This is a genomic window from Actinocorallia sp. A-T 12471, assembly GCF_033875155.1.
GTDB lineage: Bacteria > Actinomycetota > Actinomycetes > Streptosporangiales > Streptosporangiaceae > Actinocorallia.
In genome coordinates, this window is record NZ_JAWZTE010000008.1 from 207,884 (window position 1) to 228,302 (window position 20,419).

Below are 20,419 nucleotides of genomic sequence, written 5' to 3' on the forward strand. Positions count from 1 at the left end.
GGATGGAGTGGGTGCCTGGGGAGTCCTCGGTGAGGCGGGCTGCGGCTTTGGTGGTGGGCTTCCCTGATCTGCGGTTCACCGCGGCGGTTGTGCCTGCGCGGACGAGGCTCGCGCCGATGTCCTGGTGGAGTCGGTGACCAGGGCCTTCTTGTCCGTGAGGTCGATCCGCATGGACGGTACCTCACCCTCGGGCGGGGATAGGGGTGGTTGGTGGGGGGTGTTTCACGTGAAACGGTGGGTGGGGGGGCATGATGGGGGGTGTGGAAGCTCGGGTTTTGGCGGTTAGTGATCTGCATGTGTCGTATGCGGATAATCGGGTGGTTACTGAGGGGTTGCGGCCCAGGTCGGAGGGGGATTGGTTGATCGTGGCGGGGGATGTGGCGGACAAGGCGGAGGATGTGGAGTGGGCGTTGCGGACGCTTACGCGGCGGTTCGCGAAGGTGGTGTGGGTGCCGGGGAACCATGAGCTGTGGACGGTTCGGGACGGGGTTGACGGGCTGCGGGGCGTGGCGCGGTATGAGCATCTTGTGGAGATGTGCCGGGGGCTCGGGGTGGTGACGCCGGAGGATCCGTACCCGTTGTGGGAGGGGAGCGGGGGGCCTGCGGTGATCGCTCCGCTCTTTCTGCTTTATGACTACTCGTTCCTTCCGCCGGGGTGCACGACCAAGGAGGAGGGGCTGGCGTACGCGTACGAGACGGGGGTCGTGTGCGTCGACGAGAGGTTGTTGCATCCGGATCCGTATCCGAGCCGTGAGGCGTGGTGCGCGGCGCGGGTGGCGCTGACCGAGCGGCGGCTCGCGGAGTGCGACCCGGAGATTCCGCTGGTGCTGGTGAACCACTGGCCGCTGGTCCGCAACCCGACCGAGGTGCTGTGGTATCCGGAGTTCGCACAGTGGTGCGGGACGACGGCGACGGCCGACTGGCACCGCAGGTTCAACGTGAAGGCGATGATCTACGGGCACCTGCACATCCCGCGCGAGACGCACTACGACGGCGTCAGGTTCGAGGAGGTGTCGCTGGGCTATCCGCGCGAGTGGAAGAAGCGGGCGAAGCCCCCGGAACTGCCGCGCGTGGTGCTGTGATCAGGGGATGATCTCGGCGATGAGGGCTGTGGCGTTGTCGCGTCCGCCGAGGCTCTCGGCGCGGGCGATGAGCGCGGCCGCGAGCGCGGGGGCCGACGGGTGCGCGTCGGCGAGCGCGGCGAGGTCGTCGCCGAACCAGGTGTCCGACGGGACCGCCGCGCCATCGCTGAGCAGGACGAGAAGGTCGCCGGGCAGGGTCTGGACGGACGCCGTGAACGGCGCGTCCGCGTAGCCGCCGAGGTGCTGGGTGAGCAGTGAGCCGCCCCAGTGCGCGGCGGGGTCGGTGCGGACCTCCTCGGCGAGGACGGTCTGGTCGGGCGTGAGCCGGTAGGCGAAACGTTCCCCTTCGGGGAACCGACGGACGAGCCACGCCGGGCTGTCCCCGACGAGCGCGAGTTCGACCTTCCCGGTGGACGAGACAGCCGCCCCAAGGAACGTCGACGCACCCCGCCCCAGCGCGCTGACAGCGACCTCCGCAACCCCAAGCCCTTCGACGAGCCCGCGATGATCATCACGCGTGAAGTACCCCCGCACGGCTTCGACGGCCGCCCGCGCCGCGCGCGCCCCCGACCCGTCCCCCTCCCCCGTGACGCCGTCGCAGACAACGAGGTTGACGGCCCCGTGGATGTCCCGGACGACGGCGAAAGCGTCCTCGTTGTCCCATTCCGGATCGCCCTTGGCCTTGCGCGACCCCACGGCGGTCTCGACGGCGGGCCGCACCCGGATCTCCGCGCCGTCCCCCGCCGCGCGCACCGCCGCGACGACGGGCCGCGGGTCCGCCCCGACGAGCAGCGCCCGGACGACGGCGTCGAGCCCGTGCGGGTACTCCCCCGCGTGCAGGTCGAGCAGCGCGAACACGTCGCCGAGGTCGCGCGGCGGTCGCCCAGCGACGGTCCTGACGAGCCCGTGAACGATCGCCCAGACGTCGCGCGCCCGCGCCCCAGGCGTATCTGGTACGGGCGTTTCGCCCGATCCCAGCGGCGGCACCTCGAGCACCTGCCACCCGTAAGTCGCGTGCCAGCGCAGCGCGCCGGGCCACAGGAAGCCGGGTCCCATCCGGGCGAGGCCCGCGGCGAGCACGTCCCAGAGCCCTTCGAGCTCCTCCATGAGCATGCCCGCGGGCAGGCCCTCCCGGTCCCCGAGCACGGGGTAGGGCTCCTCCGGCCATTCCACGCTGATCCGCCCCAGCAACTCCCACCCCTCTCGGCCCTACCATCGTGACCGTCCGCAGTGGCGCGGACAACCCCGACACGGGCCCCAAGGGGTCAGGCGGTGAGGGCGGTGAGCGCCGCGAGGAGCCTGTCGACGTGTTCGTCGGTGGTGCCGAGGCCGAAACTGGCCCGGACCGCGGTGGTCTCGGGCGCGCCGGTGAGGGACGCGACGAGCGGGTGGGCGCAGAACTTGCCGTCGCGGACGCCGATGCCGTGCACGTCGGAGAGGTATTCGGCGACGGACCGGGCGCTGTGCCCCTCGACGGTGAACGAGACGATCCCGACGCGCGGGTGGTTCGGCCCCCACAGGGACAGTTCGCGGACGGCGGGCAGCGCGGCGATGCCCTCGCGCAGGCGGGCGAGGAGCCTTTCCTCCTCGGCGACGATGCCGCGCCAGTCGGTGAGGGCGCGGCACGCCTCGGCGACGGCGATCGCGCCGAGCACGTTGGGGGTGCCTGCCTCGTGCCGCTGCTCGGGCTCCGACGCCCACGCGACGTCGCCTTCGGCGGTGACGCTGCGGGTCGCGCCGCCGCCGCGCAGGTAGGGGTCGGCGGCGCGCAGCCAGTCGGCGCGGCCGGCGAGGACACCCGCGCCGAACGGGGCGTACAGCTTGTGCCCGGACAAAGCGACGTAGTCGTAAGGCGAGGCGTCGAAGGGCCGGTGCGGGGCGAGCTGGGCGGCGTCGACGGCGATGCGCGCGCCGCAGCGGTGCGCGACGGCCGCGAGCTCGCGGATCGGCCACAGCTCACCTGTGACGTTCGACGCGGCGGTCACCACGAGCAGCCGCGGCCCTTCCGCGCAGGAGCGGAGCGCGTTCTCCGCGGCGGTGAGCGCCTCGGCCGGGCTCGCCGGGATCGGCAGCCGGACGGCGCGCCGCCACGGAAGCTGGGTGGCGTGGTGCTCGGAGGCGAACACCACGACCGACGTGCCCTGCGGGACGGCCCGCGCGAGCAGGTTGAAGGAGTCGGTGGTGTTGCGGGTGAACACCACGGCCTGCGGCCCGCCGAGGAACTCCCGGACGGTCTCGCGGGCCTCCTCGTAGGCGCGGGTCGTCACCTGGGAGGCGTAGCCCGCGCCCCGGTGGACGCTGCTGTAGTAGGGCAGGGCCTGCGCGACGGCGTCGGCCACCGCCTGAAGACACGGCGCGGACGCGGCGTAGTCGAAGTTGGCGTAGCCGGTGAATCCGCCGCGCACGGGGACGGGGGCGTCAAGGCCGACGACGGCGGGGAGGGACGTGAGAACGGTCATGGGTATGCCTCCGGACTCCATCAGGGATTCCGGGAGCTCACGTCCGGGGAATCCGCGCTTGCCCGACGCCCTTTGCGGCGGACCTGGTCGTCACCCGGGCCACCCCACCGCGGAGGAGGGTTGGCGGCCAGCGAGCCGGGGCTTGTCACTGGCACTCATGACCTTCGCCGCGAATATAGCAGAACGCCGCCGAACCTCCGCAAGCCCCCCTCAGCCGATGCCCGTGAAGAGATCCTCCTCCTTGTCGGGGCCCTCGCCGCGGATGCGGGAGAACGCCTCCCAGCCGAAGAACAGGCGCTGCGCCTCCTCGGGCAGGGCGAACAGGAACGCGCCGTCGCTCTGGCTGGCGTGCGCCTGGAGGGCTTCGGCCTTGCGCTGGAAGTACTCGGTGACGTCCACGACCGTGGTGACGAGTTCGTCGGGCGTGCCGAACTCGATCTCCGCGCCCTCCTCGAGCTCGGGCCACCCGAGGTCCCACCCGCGCTCCCGCGCGAGCCGGGCGATCTCCGCAAGGGATGAGCGCGGCATCGCCCCCGCGTACACCCGCTCGGGAATCCCGCTCCGGTCGGCGGCCGCGACGGCGACGCGATGGGCCTGGATGTGATCGGGATGCCCATATCCGCCGTTGTCGTCATAAGTAACGACCACCTGTGGCCGGTACTTCTCCATCAGCGTGACGAGCCTGGCGGCGGCCGCGTCGAGATCGGCGCTCGCGAAGGACCCGGGGGCGGTGTTGGCGGCCCAGCCGACCATGCCGGAGTCGGCGTAGCCGAGCAGCTCGACGTGCTCGATGCCGAGGATCTCGGCGGAGCGCGCGAGTTCCTTCAGCCGGGTCTCGCGGACCCCCGCCGGATCGTGGCCTTCCTCACCCGGCTTGACCCCGCCGGGCCCGTCGCCCTGCTCGCCGTTCGTGCAGGTCACCAGCACCGTGCGGATACCGCGGGCGGCGGCCCTGGCGAGCACTCCTCCGGTGCTGATCACCTCGTCGTCGGGGTGGGCGTGCACGGCCATCAACGTCAACATGGCCCCAACACTACGTCGCCCCACCGACAATCCGTTCCGGTTGTCCACAGGGTCCAAACCGACTTAACGGACGTCGAGCGGCTTCCATCCGGTCGAGCGCTTCTGCCACTGGACGGTCCCGGCGAACCGGGCGGAAACCGATCCGTCGACCGTCGCCTTGAAGGTGTACGCGTACCCGCCCTTGGCGTTCGTCTTGGCCGTCCCCAGCCGGACCGCCTTGCCGCCCTTGGGCCGGAACCAGATCTGGACGGTCCTTCCCTTCAGCCCGGAGAACCCGCCCTTGGCGTTCAACCCTTTGACGGTCCCCTTCGCCTTCACCTTCGCCCCCTTGACGGCGCTGGCCGGCGACGTCAAAGACACCTTGCTCGCACGCCGGACGGTGACGGCGTTGGCCTTCCGGTACACAACGAAGTCGTAGTACGCGTTCGCCGAAGTCCCGTCAGTGGCGGCGACTTCAAGCGTGTACCTGCCTCCGGCGTCGGCCTTGTCGAGCACGGCGGTGCCCGTGTAGACCCCGTCTCCCGCGCTGCCCGAGACCCGCTTGAGGTCGCTGACCAGCGCGAACCCCTTGCCGTTGGGGAGCCTGAGGGTCGCGTCGACGTCGGTGATCCGGGTCCCGCTGACGCGTGTGCGCACCGACAGCTTCGTCTTGCCCTGCGCGGTGATCACCGCCTTGCCCGTGACGCCCGCCGAGCGGACCTTGAGCGGCCCCGCCGCACGGGCGGGCGAGGCGACGACGACGGCGGGGAGAAGGACCGTCAGGACGAGGGGGGCGGCGACGGTACGCATGCGCGGAGTCTAGGACGATTCCCCCGGGAACTCATCAATCCAGGCACGCAACAGCAGCATCATCTCCAGCCGGATCTCCGGGTCCTCGAGGTCGCACCCGAACAGCTCGTCAAGCCGCGCGAGCCGGTACCTGACGGTCTGGGGATGGACGCGCAAGGTCGCCGCCGCGCCCGTCGCGTTGAACCCGTTCTTCATGCACTCGAGCAGGGTCTCGGCAAGGACCGGCGCCTGCCGTGGCCCGGCCCGCAGCAGCGGCGCGAGCCGTCGCGCGGCGACCAGGGACGCAAGGCTTCCCCCTTCGCGCAGAAGCAGCCGGGGAAGGTGGTCCTCGGCCCTCGCGACGAACCCCGCGCGCCGTGTCACGCGGCCGGAAACGGTCCCGGAGAGCACGAGGTCGAGGGTGCGCCGCGCCCACAGCAGCGAGGTCGCCGCCTCCGTGACCGGGACCGACGGGCCCATCGCGCCGGTCCACCCCGCGAGGGTCGCCGCGAGGTCGGCGGCCCTGCCGGGCCCGTCGGGGTCGGGCACGACGAGCAGGGGCCGCCCCTGGTCGTGCCCGCTGAGCAGCTGCGGCGGCAGCCCCGACGGCCCCTCGATGCCGCGCGGCACGAGCAGCACCACGGTGAGCAGGCGCGGCAGCGGCCACCCGGTGAGCGCGGCCTGTTCCTCGACGACCTCGGCGGGCGCGGGCGGATCGGCGAGGAGCAGGCCCAGCAGCCGCGCCCTGCGGCGTTCGCGCTCACCGGCCGTCTTCTCGGTGGCCTTGGCGTATCCGTGCGCGGCGGCCGACGCGAGCGCGTCGAGGTAGGCGAAATTCGCCTCGGCGAGCAGCGCGATCAGCGACAGGGATTTTCCGATCCGTTCCGCCTCGCCCGCGAGGAACCGCCACGCGGCCCGCGACGAGACGCGCAGCGCGTTCTGGAGATGTTCAAGCCCGCGCCCTTCGAGCGCCTCGCCGTAGCCGATGTCGAAATACGTCTGGTGCACCTCGCGCCAGGACGCCGAAGGATCTTCGATGAGGTCGAGAAAATGCTGGACGGCCCGCGCGGACGCCTCTTCGACGACCTTCCCGTAGATCTTGTCGTCGGGTCTGCCGTACTCGGGAACATGCCGCCTGACCGCCTCGGACATGCGCTCGACCAGCAGCGGGACATGCGGACGCAGCCACTTCGACTCGCCCTCGGGGAATTTCCGCCAGGGCTCGTCAAGTGGTTCCGCGCGTTCGCCACCGCCTTCCACAAGCGCGACCATAAACCGCCGCACGGGCCGGATGAACTCAACGCGGCAACGCGCTTTCCGGCGATCTCCTCACCATCACACAAGACTTCGCCGCGCCCCCGTCCGACGGGTCAGGCGCGTATGCGCGACACGCGTGCCGGAGAAATGCCTGGTGAACTGCGCGGACACGGGACCGTCCGTCTCCGGCGCACAATCGCGCGTGCCGCGTTCATCATTCGGCCGCGTAGGCGGGCGCGGGGTCCGGGCCGATATTCGACTCCGGATCCCCCCACCCCTGGAGACCCCATTGAGACTCAGATCCTTGTGCGCCGCCGCCCTCGTGGCCGCGGCATCGGTGCTCACCGCGGCCGGAAGCGCGACTGCCGCGCCGCTGCTGTGCCTGGCGAGCGAGCGGCAGATCTTCGCGCCGGCCGGCACGATCAACGACCCCGTCGGCGAGCTGCTCGCCTGCCGCCTTGTGACGCTGAAGGAGGTGCCCGGCAACATCTCGATGACCGCCTACCAGGTCCGTTATGTCTCGACGGACCTGCGCGGCAAGAAGATCCCGGTGACGGGGACCGTCGCGGTCCCGTCGGCGGCCTGGACGAAGGGCGGCTCACGGCCGACGGTCGCCTTCCACCCCGGCACGCTCGGCTCGGGCTCGCAGTGCGCGTTCTCCAAGCAGCTCGCGGGCGCGTACCAGGACATGTACGAGGGCGAGCAGATCGCCTCGTTCCTCAAGGCCGGGTACGCGGTCGCCGCGACGGACGGGGTCGGGTACGTCGACGGCTCAGTCCACACGTACATGATCGGCCAGAACGCCGGGCACGCGCTGCTCGACCTGGTCAGGGCGTCACGGAAGATCCCGTTCGGCTCGCTGAGGGCCGACGGCGCGGTCGGCATCTCCGGCTACTCCGAGGGCGGCGCTGCCTCGCTGTGGGCGGCGCAGGTCGCCGCGTCCTACGCGCCCGAGCTGAAGGTGGTCGGCGCGGCGGCGGGCGGTGTGCCCGGCGACCTGAAGGTGACCGCGGCGAAGCTCAACGGCGGACTGTTCGCCGGGTTCCTCGCCGACGCGGTCGTCGGCCTGCACGAGGCGTACCCCGACCTGCCCTTCGACGCGCTGCTGAACGACCGGGGCCGCCAGGCCGTCGCGGACGTCAAGTCCAAGTGCCTGCTCGGGACGCTCGCGGCGTTCGCGGGCCAGAAGGTGGAGAACTTCACCACCGCCAAGTACTCGCTCGAGCAGCTGTACGCGCTGACCGACCCGGCGGGCAACAGCTGGGGCCAGGCGGTCGACGCGCAGAAGCTCGGCGTCGGCATCGGCGGCCCGACCTCGGCGGCGACGTGGAAGATCGGCTTCCCGACGTTCCAGTACCGGGGCGTCTTCGAGGAGGTCATCCCCGTCTCGACCCAGGAGGAGACGCGCCGGCTGTACTGCGACGCGGGCATCCCCACCCGGTTCAAGAACGACTACGCGGGCGAGCACCTGACGACCGACGCCCTCGCCCGCCACGACGTCACCGCGTGGCTCGGCGACAGGTTCACCGGACGGCCGGTGTCGGACAACTGCTGACCGGCGTCTCACCCGGACCCCGCCGCGTCCCTTCCGGACGTCGGCGGGGTCTGCCGCGTCAGTGCTTCTGGCCGGTCTTGCTGCTGCTCTTGCTCTTCTTCTTTTTCTTGGACTTGGACGACGAGTCGTCCTCCCACTCGTAGCCGGGGGTGTTCTTCTCGCAGTAGCTGTCGGCGACCACCTGGTCGGTCGCGTCGAACTCACACCAGCGGTTGCTGGAACAGGCCGTAAGGCCGAACCCCGCCACGGCGAGGACCACGATGGACAGCCCGAACCTGCGCATGATCATCTACCTCTTCGAGAGTCGTCGGTGACGTCCGGAACGCTAACCCCGCGGTGTCCCGGACGCCAGGGACCGCGCGCCCCGCCGCACCGAGCCGCGCGGGAAGTCAAGCGTTTTGACGCACCCGCGGCCCGTTTTGATCGCGGTGTCCGAAAGTGAGCTGTGCCTCCCCCGCCTTCCGCGGTCTGGTCGCCGTGAGCGATGATCACTAGAGTGTGGCTACTCCCAGCACGAGGGGGACGACCTGTGCACGCGCCCACATCCGTCGGCAGGACGACCGTCGCGCTGACGCTCGCCGCCTCCGCCCTCGCCCTGATCCCCGCCGACGCCGCCGCGGCCAAGACCGTCTGCGGCTCCGCGGACTTCCCGAAGCTCGCCGCACGGCTCGGCCCGAAGATCAAGGCCGCGGTCAAGGGCCGCTCGGGCAGCGTCTCGGTCGCGGTGTACGACCGCAGGCGCGGGCTCGGCTGCTACGTGGGCACGGGTCTGCGCTACGACACCGCGAGCACCGTCAAGGTCGCGGTGGTCGCCGCGCTGCTGCAGACCGCGCAGAAGCAGAAGCGCAAGCTGACGGCGCGCGAGAAGTCGCTGGCGCGCGCGGCCATCACCCGCTCGGACAACAACGCGACATCGACCCTGTGGGCCCAGCTCGGACGCGCCCGCATGCAACGCCTCCTCGACGACGTCGGCATGAAGGCCACCGCGCTCGGCCCGACGACCTACTGGGGCCTCACCAGGACGACCGCCTACGACCAGCTCAGACTGCTGCGCGTCCTCACCCGCGACCGCGACGACGTGCTCAACGCCGCCTCACGCCGCTATCTGCTCGGCCTGATGGCCGACACCGTGAGCAATCAGCGCTGGGGCACCCCCGCCGGAGCCCCCTCAGGGGCCAAGGTGCATGTGAAGAACGGATGGCTGCCGCGCAGCACCCTCGGCTGGCGTGTGCACAGCCTGGGGACGTTCGACGGCGGCGGCCGTGACTACATGATGGTCGTGCTCACCCATGGCAATCCCTCCATGGCCTATGGAATCACGACCATCGAACGTGTCGCGCGAGTTATCCACAGCGGACTCAACCCCGAGTAGCCTCCCGTGTCACACACCGCTTACACAGCGGAAGCACCGGGGTAACGACGTCCGGCGAGGCTTCCCCCATGACCGTCGATCTGCGGTTCCGTGAGGTGCATGGTTATCGCCGGGCCTTCCGGATGGCCGGGCGGGGGCCCGCGCTGCTCCTGGTCCACGGCATCGCCGACAGCTCCGAGACCTGGCTTCCGGTCATCGAGGATCTCGCCAGGACGCACACCGTCATCGCGCCCGACCTCCTCGGCCACGGCGAGTCCGACAAACCGCGCGCCGACTACGCCGTCGCGGCGTACGCGTGCGGCATGCGCGACCTGCTCACCGTGCTCGGGATCGACCGGGTCAGCGTCGTCGGGCACTCGCTCGGCGGGGGCGTCGCCATGCAGTTCGCCTACCAGTTCCCCGAGCGGTGCGAACGCCTTGTGCTGGTGTCGAGCGCGGGCATGGGACCGGAGGTGCATCCGGCGTTCCGCCTGGCGACGGTGCCCGGCGCGGCGACGACGCTCGCGCTGATGTCGGCGTCGCCGGTGCGTCAGGCGGTCCTGGCGGCCGAACCCGTGCTGCGGCGGCTCGGCGGGATAGGGCTCGGCCCCGACCTCGCGTACGTGCTGTCCAGGTACGCGCTGTTCGCCAGCCCCAAGGCACGCCGCGCGTTCCTGCGCACGATCCGCGCCGCCGCCGACGTCTCGGGCCAGGCCATCACCATGCTGGACCGCAGCTACCTGGCCGCCGACCTGCCCACCCTCGTCGTCTGGGGCGACCGCGACGCGATCATCCCGCCGTCGCACGCCGAGATCGCCGGCGCTGCCCTGCCGGGAAGCCGTCTCGAGGTCTTCGAGGGGGCCGGGCACTTCCCGCACCGGCATGACCCGGCGCGGTTCGTCAAGGTCCTGACCGAGTTCCTGGGCAGCACGCCGCCCGCGCGCTGGGACCGGCGGCACTGGCAGGAGGTGCTGCGCGAGGGCAGGCCGGACGCCCCGTCGACGTCCAGCGGCACCTGACACCGCTCCGCCACCCTTCGCGGCGGCCTAGAGTTAGCACCGTGAGCGAGCCGAAGGCCGGACGGTCGGAGCAGACCAGGGAGCTGATCGTCCAGACGGCGCTGCGGCTCTTCCGGCAGCACGGCTACGAGGCGACCACGATGCGGGCGATCGCCAAGGAGGCCGGGGTCTCGGTCGGCAACGCCTACTACTACTTCGGCTCCAAGGAGGAGCTGATCCAGTCGTACTACGACGAGCTCCAGGTCTCGCACATGGCGGCGTGCCGGGCCGTCCTGGACGCCGAGACGGGGTTCGCGCCGCGCCTGCTCGGGGTGCTGCGCGCCAGGGTCGCCACGATGGTCCCCTACCACGAGTTCGCCGGGAAGTTCTTCAAGCTGGCGGCCGAGCCGACGAGCCCGCTGAGCCCGTTCAGCGCCGAGTCGGGGCCGGCCCGGTCCGCCGCTGTGGCGATCTACCGCGAGGTCGTGGACGGCTCCCGCGACCTGCGGCTCGACGACGACTTCCGGCGGGAGCTGCCCGAGCTGCTCTGGCTGTACTCCATGGGCATCGTCCTTTACTGGGTGCACGACGACTCGCCCGGCTGCCGCAAGACCTACCTGCTGGTGGACCGCACGGTTCCGCTGGTCCAGAAGATGGTGTCGATGTCGCGGCTGCCGGGCTTCCGCTCGGTCACCCGCGAGCTCGTGGACATCATTCGCACTGTCCGCGCCTGAGCCGCACCATCTTGTCCACACACCACGCGGGTCCGTAGAAGACGTCCCAGTGGGTGCGGCGTTCGTCCACGTAGAGCTCCCCCTCGCGAACTCCCCGGTACATCGGTGACGCGTCCTTGCGCCTGGCGACCTCGGCCATGGTCGTGGTGATGTGCGAATCGACGCAGTCGGTGGGCATGATGTCCACCTTGTAGCCGTTCTCGTGGCCGAACATCGTCTCCTCGTGGCCGCGTTCGGTCCCGCCGGAGACGGTGATCTCGCAGCCGCTCTCCCTGACGAAGCGGAGCAGCCCCTCAAGGGTGCCGCGCCGCAGGCCCTCGTAGGAGGTGCAGTCGCGGCGCGCGCGGTCGGTGCACTCGCCGCTCGACCTGCGCCGCACGCCCGCGGCGGCGAGCTCGGCCTCCACGGACTCCTGGCCGAGCCTCTCGAAGGCGTTCACCGCGGGCACCGCCTGCCGCACGACGGGTGCGGACGGCCGGACGACGGTCGCCGGCTCCCGCCCGGTGTAGGCGGCGAGGCCGAGCACCACGACGACGCCCGAGCTCGCCGCGACCGCCGCGAGCAGGCCGGTGCGCCCCATGGATCTCCCCCTCTTCAACGAGCGAGGAGATCCCCTGCGGCGCGGGACCGAAACAAGGCCCGGATCAGGACATGTTCAGTGATCTCAGGGCGAATCCGATCTCGGCTTCCACCTGCTTGAGCCGTTCTTCAATGACCAGTGACCCGTGGCCCGCGTCGTATCGGTAGACCTCGTGGGGTTTGCCGAGCTTGGCCAGTGCGTCCAGGTAGTTGTTGATCTGCCGGATGGGGCAGCGCGGGTCGTTCTCGCCCGCGAGGATCAGCACCGGGGCCTCGACGGCCTCCACATAGGTGATCGGCGAGGATTCGCGGTACTTGTCGGGAACCTCCGCTGGGGAGCCGCCGAACAGCGACCTGTCGAACGCCTGGAGCGCCTCCATCTCGTCCTCATACGCCGCCACATAGTCCGCGACGGGCACCGCGGCGACCGCCGCCGACCAGTCGCCGGGCTGGGTGCCGATGCCGAGCAGCGTGAGGTACCCGCCCCACGAGCCGCCCGCCAGGACCAGCCGCGACGGGTCCGCCAGGCCCGTCTCGACCGCCCAGTCGCGGACCGCCTTGACGTCCTCGAGCTCGATCAGCCCGACCTTCTCCTCGAGCGCGTCGCGCCAGGCCGAGCCGTAGCCGGTGGAGCCCCGGTAGTTCACCTGGACGACGGCGAAGCCGTGATCCACCCAGGCCGCGGTGTTCGGGTTGAAGGCGTCGACGTCCTGGGCGGTGGGGCCGCCGTGCACGTCGAAGACGGTCGGGAACGGGCCCTCGCCCTCGGGCTTGGACACCAGGGCGTGGATGCGTCCGCCGGGGCCTTCCACCCACGCGTCCTCGACGGGAACCGAGCCGGGCGCGGGCTCGCCGGGCGGGGTCAGCACGACCGCGCCGGTGGTCGAGCGGATGACGGGCGGCTCGGCGGCGCAGGTGAACGCGAACTCCACTGTGCCGTCGGGACGCGCGGTCGCGCCGCCGATGCACCCGCGCGGGGTGTCGATCCGGATCAGCTCACCCGAGGCCAGGTCGTAGCGGAACAGCTCGTCGCGCGCCTCGTAGCCGTGCGAGACGAGCAGGCTCGCGCCGTCGGGGAACCAGCTCGCGCCGACCTCGCCCGGCAGGTCGAAGACCAGCTCGCGCTCCTCGCCGGTGAGCGGGTTCCACAGCAGCAGCTCCTCCTTGCCGCGCCGCTCGTGGTCGACGAGCAGCCGCGCGTCGCCGGGGACCGGCGAGAACCCCGACGGGCCGACGCCCTTGCCGGGACCGTCCCACAGATCGGCGACGAGCGAGCCATCGGGCCGCAGCACCCGCAGCGCCGGATGACGGCTGTCGCCGTGCTCGCTGTGCCCGATCGCGATGAGGTCCTCATCGCGCGACATGCCGCCCAGGTAGGCGTTCTCCGCGTGCGCGTACAGCGTGACGGGCTCCGCGCCCGGATCGACGAGGTGGACCGACGAGCCGTGCGCGCCGGAGCGTCCGACGAGGACCCTGCCGCTGCGCCCCAGCGCCAGGCCCGCCGGGTAGGACGGCTCAAGGGACGTCGCCGGAGTCGCCTCGCCGCCCTCGAACGGCTGCTTCATCCAGACGCCGAACTCGTCGCCGTCGGTGTCGGCGAACCACCACAGCTCACGCCCGTACGGATCGAGCGCGCCCGCGATCGTGCCGTTGGGGCGGTCGGTCGCCTTGCGCTGCTCCCCGGTGTCCCTGTCCCAGGTGTAGATCTCCCACGTGCCGCTGGCGTTCGACCGGAACACCGCGCGCTGCGGCGCCTCGCGCGCCCATCCGGGAAGGCTCACCCGGGCCGCCCGGAACCGCTTCTTCCACCTGTCGTCGCTCATGGTCCATTCCTACCGCTTCCCACCGACACTTCGCACCGCGATCGCCACTTCCGCACCATGACCGGATTGTTTTCCCTCGGATAAGGGAAGAGACAGAAAAACCGCGCTCCGCTGCCGTGACCCCGCGCACCCCCCGGCGGTACCCCATGCAACCCCTGCTCGAAGTGCTCCTCCCGCTCATCGTCGGCGCAGTGCTGACGCTGGTCGCCAAGGAGTTCCCGCGCGCCCAGGACCGCAACCGGGACCGCGCCCGTCAGCTCCTGTCCTCCGCGCACGCGTTCCGGCACGCGTGCGAGCGCTGGCTCGACGTGCGGCTGACCGCCCAGTCGACGCCCTCCACCGCCGAGTTGCGCACCCGTCAGGAGGACCTCGCCTGGCAGCTCGAGCACGTCATCAGCAGGCATCCGTGCTGGCGCTGGCCGCGCCGCCTCCTGGAACACCTCCAGGAGGGTCCGTTCGGCCCCGGGCTGACCAGCGGCTGGACAAGGCTGCGGCCGGAGGAGCGGCGCGCAAGGCACGCCGAGACCCACCGCGCGCTTGACGAGTTCGTCAGGCACACCGCGCGGCTCGCCGCCCGGATGGAGCATCCGCTGCTGTCCCGTCGAGAGATGAGGAGTGAGCCGGTATGGACGCGACACCCCCGCGCATGAACCCGTTCGACACCTCGCCGGAGGCAGGGCATCTGCCTCTGTGCCCGTGGCGGCGTGCCGCACACGAAGGGGATTATGTCGCGGTAGACCATAGTTTCCAGGCTTATGAGCAGTTCAAGAACTCCCTTTCCGGAGACCCGTTCGGAACGGGATGGCTGTTCGTCTTCAAAGGCCCGTCCGGCAGCGGCAAGACCGCGCTCATGCACCGCTGCGCGTCATGGGTGCGGCGGCTTGGGGAGACCTCGGGGGCCTTCCAGGCCGAGATCATCGACTTCACCGACCAGGTGCCGCCCGCGTTCGAGGCGCTGCCCGTCGCGCGGCGGGTCGAGTTCGTCGCGCGACGTGTCGCGCTGCGCGTCTCGGAGTTCCTCGGGCGCAAGGTCGGGTCGGGGCCGCCCGACCTCGTCTACGCGGCGATGAGCGACCTGCTGCTCGCGCAGGACGAGGAGGATCGGCGTCTCGTCGTCGTGCTGCTGCCGCCGTCGGAGCTCGCCGCCGAACTCCAGCACTACAGGTACCTGGGCAGGCCGGGGATCGTCTTCATGGCCGAGACCAGCACCGACGAGGCCGACGCCGCCGCGACGCTCACGTCGCGGTACGGGCTGCTGGCCGTCCCGCTCGAACTGCGCACGCTCGACCCCGAGGACGGCTGGAAGCTCGTCAGGAAAAGGCTGCCCGACGGGGGCGACCCCGCGTTCCCGCGCTCGCTGGTCGACTCCTACATGGCCGCGATGGCCGGCGGCGGAATCTCCATCAAACAGCTCAGGAGCGTCCTGGCCGGGGCCTACCAGGTGGCGCGCGCCCGCGCGCACACGACAGTCAGCGAGGAAGACCTCCTCGACTCCTATCTGGGCGGTGCGACATGACCGACGACGTCGAGACGTTCGTAGAACAGCTCCAGAGCCAGGTGCTGCGGCGCTTCAGCGAGCTCGTGGCGGCCGAGCTGAACGCGTCGCGGTACACCAGGCACGCAGCGCGCGCGCTTGACGAACGTCGCCTTAGCGCGCGGCAGCTCATCCACAGGCTGGGGCTTTCCGAGCGCCGGTTCCTCGCCGAACTGCGCCGCGATCTGCACGCGACCATAGGCGACGCCCAGTACGCGACCGCGCTCAGCCTGCTCGCCCGCGACCAGTTCGCCCCGCTCGTGCGCGACTGGCTCACCGGCGAGCCGCCCGCCCCCGCGCTCGCCGAACGCGGCGTCACCTGGACCATCGGCCGCCAGGCCGCGCCGCTCACCGCCGTCAGCCTGCTGACCCTCCTGCACTACCCGCCCGCCCGCCGCCCCGCGACCCGCTCCGAAGCCGTCTGACGCCGATGAACACAGCACGGTGACGCGGGCGGCCGGGCGAAGCCTGGCCCTTCAAAGCCCGCGTCACCGGGCCAATAAACACAGCACGGTGACGCGGGCGGCCGGGCGAAGCCTGGCCCTTCAAAGCCCGCGTCACCGGGCCAATAAACACAGCCCGCCTCCGAAAGTGCGGGGGCGGGCTGTGGGGGTTCGGTGCGTCAGGAGGTGAACTCCTGGGCGACGAGTTCGGCGATCTGGGCGGTGTTCAGGGCCGCGCCCTTGCGGAGGTTGTCTCCGCACAGGAACAGGTCGAGCGCCTTGGGGTCGTCGAGGCTGCGGCGGACGCGGCCGACCCAGGTGGGGTCGGTGCCGACGACGTCGTTCGGGGTCGGGAACTCGTACGCCTCGGGGTTGTCGTTCAGCACGACGCCCGGGGCGGCGGCGAGCACCGCCTGTGCCTCGCGCTGGTCCACCTCGCTCGCGAAGACCGCGTGGACGGCCAGGGAGTGGGTGGTGACGACCGGGACCCGCACGCAGGTCGCCGACACGCGCAGGTCGGGCAGGCCGAGGATCTTGCGTGACTCGTTGCGGACCTTCAGCTCCTCCGAGGACCAGCCGTCCTCCTTGAGCGAGCCCGCCCACGGCACGACGTTCAGCGCCAGCGGAGCCGGGAACGGCCCCTCGGAGCCGACGATCGCCCGGACGTCGCCCGCGCGCTGGCCCAGCTCGCGGTTCCCGGCGATCTTCTCGATCTGGGCGTAGAGGGTGTCGATGCCCTCCTGGCCCGCGCCGGACGCCGCCTGGTAGGAGGCGACGACGAGCTCGCTGAGCCCCCACTGGCGGTGCAGCGCGCCCAGCGCGACGATCATCGACAGCGTGGTGCAGTTCGGGTTGGAGATGATCCCCTTGGGCCGCGCCTTGGCGGCGTCCGGGTTGACCTCCGGGACGACCAGGGGAACGTCCGGGTCCATCCGGAAAGCTCCGGAGTTGTCCACCGCGACGGCCCCGCGCTCGGCCGCGATCGGCGCCCACTGCGCCGAGACCTCGTCGGGCACGTCGAACATGGCGATGTCGACGCCGTCGAAGACCTCGGGCGACAGCGCCTGGACGACGACCTCCTCGCCCCGGACGGTGAGCTTCTTGCCCGCCGAGCGCGCGGACGCCACGAGACGGATCTCGCCGTAGACGTCCTCACGGGTGGACAGGATGTCGAGCATGACGGTGCCGACGGCACCGGTGGCTCCGACGACGGCGAGGGTGGGCTTGCGGCTCATCGGCCGGTACCTCCGTATACGACGGCCTCGACCTGGTCTGCGTCGAGGTCAAAAGCTCGGTGGGCGGCGGCGACCGCGGTGTCGACGTCGTCCTGGGCGACGATCACCGAGATGCGGATCTCCGAGGTGGAGATCATCTCGATGTTGACGCCGGCGTCGGCGATCGCGCCGAAGTAGGTGGCGGTGACGCCCGGGTGGGTGCGCATACCCGCGCCGACCAGGGAGATCTTGCCGATGCGGTCGTCGAACCGCAGGGAGTCGAAGCCGATCCGCTCCTGCGCCTTGTTCAGCGCGGTCAGCGCGGCCTGGCCGTCGGCGGCCGGGAGAGTGAAGGAGATGTCGGTCTTGCCGGTCGCGGCCGCCGACACGTTCTGCACGACCATGTCGAGGTTGATCTCGGCCTCGGCCAGCAGCCGGAAGATCCCGGCGGCCTCGCCGACCTTGTCGGGCACGCCGACAACCGTGATCTTGGCCTGGCTCCGGTCGTGCGCGACGCCGGAGATGATCGCGTTCTCCACCTGGGTCCCCTCAGTGCTCGCGACCCAAGTGCCTTCCTTCTGGCTGAACGAGGACCGCACGTGGATCGGAATGTTGTAGCGGCGCGCGTACTCCACGCAGCGCAGGTGCAGGATCTTCGCGCCGGACGCGGCGAGCTCCAGCATCTCCTCGTACGAGATGCGCGGAATCTGCCTTGCCGTCCGGACGATGCGGGGGTCGGCGGTGAAGACGCCGTCCACGTCGGTGTAGATCTCGCAGACGTCGGCGTTCAGCGCCGCCGCGAGGGCGACGGCCGTCGTGTCGGACCCGCCGCGACCCAGGGTGGTGATGTCCTTGGAGTCCTGCGAGACGCCCTGGAAGCCCGCGACGATGCAGATCGAGCCCTCCGAGAGGGCGTTCTGGATCCGTCCCGGCGTGACGTCGATGATTTTGGCTTTGCCGTGCGAGCCGTCGGTGATCACACCGGCCTGGGAGCCGGTGAAGGATTTGGCCTCGTGTCCGAGGTTGGCGATGGCCATGGCGAGGACCGCCATGGAGATCCGCTCCCCGGCCGTGAGCAGCATGTCCAGCTCCCGCGCGGGCGGGAGCGGTGACACCTGCTCGGCCAGATCGATCAGCTCGTCCGTCGTGTCGCCCATCGCGGAGACCACGACGACGACGTCGTTGCCGGCCTTCTTGGTGGCGACGATGCGCTGAGCGACCCGCTTCACGCAGTCGGCGTCGGCGACGGAGGAGCCGCCGTACTTCTGCACGACAAGAGCCACAGGCGGCGCTCCTACAAGTTCGAGTGCAAAGCTTGACCCCCAGAGTCTACCGATACCCCCCTGTGACCCCTCACTCAGGTTTTCTCACCTGCTGAGACAGGCGTATCAAACCCGGCCGCCAGGCCCGCTGCGCCCCCGCCCCGGCCGGAAAACACCCGAAGTGAACCGAAAGCCGGGCAACGAAGTCTCATTCCGCGGAGGACGATCACTCGGCGGAAGGTGGACACGGACCCATGGGCTCGGTGGCCGCGGCGCCCGCGACTCCCTACGCGCGGAGGCTGCTGGCGCTGCTCGGCAGGTTCGCGCCGCATCCCCTGCCGCACACGCTCGTCCTGCGCCCCGTGGTCCTGCGCGACTTCCCCGGCTTCGAGGGGATCACCGGCGAGGCCCTGTGGGCCGCGCTCGCCGCCCTGGAACGCGCGGGCCTGCTCCGCCCCGCCTCCCCAGGCTCCCGAGTCCCCCTCCTCCACCTCACCCGCCCGTCCGCCCCCGCGCCCGGCCGCCCGCCCACGTCCGCGCCTGGCCGCGCGGCCGCGGAAGCCTCAGAGATCTTGCAGGTCTCGGAGATCTCGCAGTCCTCGGACACCGTTGGGATCTCGGAGGTCTCGGCGCTCGGGAGCGGTGAGGGGGCAGGGGAGGGCGCGGCGCTGCGGGACGCGGCGCGGGCGCTGCTCGTCAGGGCCGCCGACGCGCTCGGCGACCCCGGGCGGGCCCCGGCCTGGCCGCTGTGGTGCGCGCTCGCCCCGCACGTGTTCGCGGTGCTGATCGCCGAGGCCGAAGGCCCCCGATCCCCCGAGATCGCCCCGGACGGCGCGGCGGTCCGGCGCGGGCTCGATCCCGGCGTCGTGCGCGCGGTGCCGCGCTGCCTGCGCGGACTGAACGCCGCGGGCAGGTACCGGGTCGCCGAGTCGCGCGCCCGCGCCTGCCTCGCCGTCCTCGAGGACGCGCTCGGGCCCGCCGCCCCCGAGGCCGTCGCGGTGCGCGGGGAGATCGCCGCGGCGCTCGCCGGACGCGGCATGTGGGTGGACGCCGAGGCCGCCTACTGGGGCATCCTCGACGCCGGGACCCGCCCGCCGGGCGATCCGGACGCCCTCACTGTGCGGCGCGGCATCGCCGGGACGCTCGCCGGACAGGGCAAGCACGGGGCCGCCGAGGACATGTACCGCGCGATCCTCGAAGACCATCTGCGGATGCTCGGCCCCGAGCACCCCGCGACCCTCGCCGTGCTGCGCGGCGAGGCCGCCGCGCTCGCCGGGCAGGGCCGCTACGAGGAGGCCGAGCAGGCGTTCCGCGAGGTCTGGCACACCGAGCTGCTGACGGTGGGCCCGTCGCATCCCGACGCCCTGGCCACCTACCACGGGGTCGTCTCGGCGATGAGCGGCCAGGAGCGTTACGAGGAGGCCGAGGCGGCCTTCCGGAGGCTGCTCGGCGAGCGCGGCGCGGTGCTCGGCCCCGACCACCCCGACACCCTCGCCACCCGCTTCGAGCTCGCGCTGGTGATCCTGCTGCTCGGCCGGGCCGAGGAGGCGCGCGCCGAGATCCGCGCGGTGCTCGCCGCGCGCATCGACGTCCTCGGCGCTTGCCACCCCCTGGTCGAGGCGACCCGCGCCCACCTCCCCTGACGCGCACGGGCTCGCGCCGGGGGCTGCTGGCTCTAACAGCAGGGCGAGGTCCCGGTGGGCGGGCTGGATGCCCTCGGGCAGGTCGTGCGGGTGGAAAAGCTGGGCGTCGAGGACCTCCTTGGAGTCGACCTTCAGGGAGTCGAGCCCGCCCTTCAGCACCGCCTCGTAGATGATCTCGATCCGCAGCCGGTAGCCGCTGTTCACCTTGAGCAGGCGGCCGACCTCGACCGACAGGCCGGTCTCCTCGTTGACCTCGCGCGCGATGGTGTCCTCGTGGCGTTCGCCCTTGAGCGCGTAGCCCGTGGGGAAGCCCCACTGGCGTCCGTCGGGCCAGAAGCGGTGCCGGAGCAGCAGCACCCGCCCGTCCTCGGTGCGCACCACGGCGGTGATCCCGCACATGAACGTCGCGTGCGACAGCCACAGCAGCCGCCACTGCAGGCGTTTCATGAACTTCGCCCGCCATATCCTCCGCAGTACCCCGTACACCCCGGCCTCCTCACCGCGCCGCACGCCCATGCGCGCCGCGCACAACCGCCAGAACCCCGTCCGCGACCGCCGCGCACGACGCCCGCACCCCGATCATGACACCTGGAAAGCGGCCCCAAGAGTTATCCACAGGATCGGTTCCGGGAGGCGCGGGAAAGGGCGGGGCGGCGTCGGCGAAGTACCGGTGATGACGGTTCCCGGCGAAAGG

19 protein-coding genes, 1 pseudogene and 1 riboswitch are annotated in these 20,419 nt (G+C 71.3%); of the genes and pseudogenes, 9 read left to right on the forward strand and 11 right to left on the reverse strand.

Annotation, left to right across the window (positions count from 1 at the left end; all coding sequences use genetic code 11):
* The first annotated feature begins 251 nt into the window (after window positions 1-251).
* A complete protein-coding gene (locus R9X44_RS22735) occupies window positions 252-1,082 on the forward strand; it encodes a metallophosphoesterase (RefSeq protein WP_319816392.1) in 831 nt (276 codons plus the stop codon).
* On the opposite strand, the gene R9X44_RS22740 is transcribed toward R9X44_RS22735, so the two are convergent.
* The 5 genes from R9X44_RS22740 to R9X44_RS22760 all read right to left on the reverse strand — a co-directional run bounded on the left by R9X44_RS22740 (window position 1,083) and on the right by R9X44_RS22760 (window position 6,592).
* Window positions 1,083-2,255, reverse strand: coding sequence for a hypothetical protein (locus R9X44_RS22740; RefSeq protein WP_319816273.1), 1,173 nt, complete (start codon window positions 2,253-2,255; stop codon window positions 1,083-1,085).
* A gap of 92 nt (window positions 2,256-2,347) precedes the next feature.
* Complete coding sequence (locus R9X44_RS22745) at window positions 2,348-3,541, reverse strand: aminotransferase class V-fold PLP-dependent enzyme (protein ID WP_319816274.1); 1,194 nt, start codon at window positions 3,539-3,541, stop codon at window positions 2,348-2,350.
* A 49-nt stretch (window positions 3,542-3,590) separates the two neighbouring features.
* A riboswitch (SAM riboswitch) is annotated at window positions 3,591-3,704 on the reverse strand.
* Between the two features lie 47 nt (window positions 3,705-3,751).
* Window positions 3,752-4,564, reverse strand: a complete 813-nt coding sequence (locus tag R9X44_RS22750) for a PIG-L family deacetylase (RefSeq protein ID WP_319816275.1) — start codon at window positions 4,562-4,564, stop codon at window positions 3,752-3,754.
* A 63-nt stretch (window positions 4,565-4,627) separates the two neighbouring features.
* Window positions 4,628-5,353, reverse strand: a complete 726-nt coding sequence (locus R9X44_RS22755) for a hypothetical protein (RefSeq protein ID WP_319816276.1) — start codon at window positions 5,351-5,353, stop codon at window positions 4,628-4,630.
* 9 nt (window positions 5,354-5,362) lie between these two features.
* Complete coding sequence (locus tag R9X44_RS22760; protein WP_319816277.1) at window positions 5,363-6,592, reverse strand: helix-turn-helix domain-containing protein; 1,230 nt, start codon at window positions 6,590-6,592, stop codon at window positions 5,363-5,365.
* Window positions 6,593-6,893: 301 nt separating this feature from the next.
* Between R9X44_RS22760 and R9X44_RS22765 the strand changes: the two genes are divergently transcribed.
* Window positions 6,894-8,144, forward strand: coding sequence for a lipase family protein (locus R9X44_RS22765; protein WP_319816278.1), 1,251 nt, complete (start codon window positions 6,894-6,896; stop codon window positions 8,142-8,144).
* A 58-nt stretch (window positions 8,145-8,202) separates the two neighbouring features.
* Here the strand turns inward: R9X44_RS22765 and R9X44_RS22770 are convergent, their stop codons facing one another.
* Window positions 8,203-8,427, reverse strand: a complete 225-nt coding sequence (locus R9X44_RS22770) for a hypothetical protein (protein WP_319816279.1) — start codon at window positions 8,425-8,427, stop codon at window positions 8,203-8,205.
* Window positions 8,428-8,673: 246 nt separating this feature from the next.
* Here R9X44_RS22770 and R9X44_RS22775 point away from each other — a divergent pair, with 246 nt between their 5' ends.
* The 3 genes from R9X44_RS22775 (at window position 8,674) to R9X44_RS22785 (ending at window position 11,227) form a co-directional block, all read left to right on the forward strand.
* Window positions 8,674-9,516 carry a serine hydrolase gene (locus tag R9X44_RS22775; RefSeq protein WP_319816280.1) on the forward strand — a complete coding sequence of 281 codons (843 nt, stop codon included), beginning with the start codon at window positions 8,674-8,676 and terminating at the stop codon, window positions 9,514-9,516.
* 68 nt (window positions 9,517-9,584) lie between these two features.
* A complete protein-coding gene (locus R9X44_RS22780) occupies window positions 9,585-10,514 on the forward strand; it encodes an alpha/beta fold hydrolase (RefSeq protein WP_319816281.1) in 930 nt (309 codons plus the stop codon).
* 41 nt (window positions 10,515-10,555) lie between these two features.
* Window positions 10,556-11,227, forward strand: a complete 672-nt coding sequence (locus R9X44_RS22785; protein WP_319816282.1) for a TetR/AcrR family transcriptional regulator — start codon at window positions 10,556-10,558, stop codon at window positions 11,225-11,227.
* Here the strand turns inward: R9X44_RS22785 and R9X44_RS22790 are convergent.
* On the reverse strand, window positions 11,205-11,807 hold the full coding sequence (locus R9X44_RS22790; RefSeq protein ID WP_319816283.1) for a hypothetical protein: 603 nt from the start codon (window positions 11,805-11,807) through the stop codon (window positions 11,205-11,207). The genes R9X44_RS22785 and R9X44_RS22790 overlap by 23 nt on opposite strands.
* Window positions 11,808-11,871: 64 nt before the next feature.
* Window positions 11,872-13,629, reverse strand: a complete 1,758-nt coding sequence (locus R9X44_RS22795) for a S9 family peptidase (protein WP_319816284.1) — start codon at window positions 13,627-13,629, stop codon at window positions 11,872-11,874.
* A gap of 146 nt (window positions 13,630-13,775) precedes the next feature.
* Between R9X44_RS22795 and R9X44_RS22800 the strand changes: the two genes are divergently transcribed.
* The 3 genes from R9X44_RS22800 to R9X44_RS22810 are packed head-to-tail and all read left to right on the forward strand — an operon-like array spanning window position 13,776 to window position 15,588.
* Window positions 13,776-14,279, forward strand: coding sequence for a hypothetical protein (locus tag R9X44_RS22800; RefSeq protein ID WP_319816285.1), 504 nt, complete (start codon window positions 13,776-13,778; stop codon window positions 14,277-14,279).
* Window positions 14,255-15,145 carry a hypothetical protein gene (locus R9X44_RS22805; RefSeq protein ID WP_319816286.1) on the forward strand — a complete coding sequence of 297 codons (891 nt, stop codon included), beginning with the start codon at window positions 14,255-14,257 and terminating at the stop codon, window positions 15,143-15,145. Before R9X44_RS22800 ends, R9X44_RS22805 begins: the two co-directional genes overlap by 25 nt.
* Entirely contained in the window at window positions 15,142-15,588 is a 447-nt protein-coding gene (locus R9X44_RS22810; protein WP_319816287.1) for a hypothetical protein, read from the forward strand. Before R9X44_RS22805 ends, R9X44_RS22810 begins: the two co-directional genes overlap by 4 nt.
* A gap of 197 nt (window positions 15,589-15,785) precedes the next feature.
* Here R9X44_RS22810 and R9X44_RS22815 read toward each other — a convergent pair whose 3' ends face one another.
* Both R9X44_RS22815 and R9X44_RS22820 read right to left on the reverse strand, forming a co-directional pair.
* A complete protein-coding gene (locus R9X44_RS22815; protein ID WP_319816288.1) occupies window positions 15,786-16,841 on the reverse strand; it encodes an aspartate-semialdehyde dehydrogenase in 1,056 nt (351 codons plus the stop codon).
* Window positions 16,838-18,103: an aspartate kinase gene (locus R9X44_RS22820; RefSeq protein WP_319816289.1), complete on the reverse strand. Its 1,266-nt coding sequence runs from the start codon at window positions 18,101-18,103 to the stop codon at window positions 16,838-16,840. The genes R9X44_RS22815 and R9X44_RS22820 overlap by 4 nt, the downstream gene beginning before the upstream one ends.
* Window positions 18,104-18,336: 233 nt before the next feature.
* On the opposite strand from R9X44_RS22820, the gene R9X44_RS22825 reads away from it, so the two are divergent.
* Window positions 18,337-19,725: a tetratricopeptide repeat protein gene (locus R9X44_RS22825; protein ID WP_319816290.1), complete on the forward strand. Its 1,389-nt coding sequence runs from the start codon at window positions 18,337-18,339 to the stop codon at window positions 19,723-19,725.
* Window positions 19,726-19,782: 57 nt separating this feature from the next.
* Here R9X44_RS22825 and R9X44_RS22830 read toward each other — a convergent pair.
* A pseudogene (locus tag R9X44_RS22830) lies at window positions 19,783-20,241 on the reverse strand (NUDIX domain-containing protein); the annotation flags it as partial.
* Between the last annotated feature and the right edge of the window lie 178 nt (window positions 20,242-20,419).

Excerpts from the sequence above, each read along its gene's own strand:
- R9X44_RS22745 (WP_319816274.1), bottom strand. The coding sequence starts at position 3,541 with ATGACCGTTCTCACGTCCCTCCCCGCCGTCGTCGGCCTTGACGCCCCC.
- R9X44_RS22825 (WP_319816290.1), top strand. The coding sequence starts at position 18,337 with ATGGGCTCGGTGGCCGCGGCGCCCGCGACTCCCTACGCGCGGAGGCTG.
- R9X44_RS22790 (WP_319816283.1), bottom strand. The coding sequence starts at position 11,807 with ATGGGGCGCACCGGCCTGCTCGCGGCGGTCGCGGCGAGCTCGGGCGTC.
- R9X44_RS22735 (WP_319816392.1), top strand. The coding sequence starts at position 252 with ATGGGGGGTGTGGAAGCTCGGGTTTTGGCGGTTAGTGATCTGCATGTG.
- R9X44_RS22750 (WP_319816275.1), bottom strand. The coding sequence starts at position 4,564 with ATGTTGACGTTGATGGCCGTGCACGCCCACCCCGACGACGAGGTGATC.
- R9X44_RS22810 (WP_319816287.1), top strand. The coding sequence starts at position 15,142 with ATGACCGACGACGTCGAGACGTTCGTAGAACAGCTCCAGAGCCAGGTG.
- R9X44_RS22805 (WP_319816286.1), top strand. The coding sequence starts at position 14,255 with ATGGACGCGACACCCCCGCGCATGAACCCGTTCGACACCTCGCCGGAG.
- R9X44_RS22815 (WP_319816288.1), bottom strand. The coding sequence starts at position 16,841 with ATGAGCCGCAAGCCCACCCTCGCCGTCGTCGGAGCCACCGGTGCCGTC.
- R9X44_RS22770 (WP_319816279.1), bottom strand. The coding sequence starts at position 8,427 with ATGCGCAGGTTCGGGCTGTCCATCGTGGTCCTCGCCGTGGCGGGGTTC.
- R9X44_RS22800 (WP_319816285.1), top strand. The coding sequence starts at position 13,776 with ATGCAACCCCTGCTCGAAGTGCTCCTCCCGCTCATCGTCGGCGCAGTG.
- R9X44_RS22795 (WP_319816284.1), bottom strand. The coding sequence starts at position 13,629 with ATGAGCGACGACAGGTGGAAGAAGCGGTTCCGGGCGGCCCGGGTGAGC.
- R9X44_RS22755 (WP_319816276.1), bottom strand. The coding sequence starts at position 5,353 with ATGCGTACCGTCGCCGCCCCCCTCGTCCTGACGGTCCTTCTCCCCGCC.
- R9X44_RS22780 (WP_319816281.1), top strand. The coding sequence starts at position 9,585 with ATGACCGTCGATCTGCGGTTCCGTGAGGTGCATGGTTATCGCCGGGCC.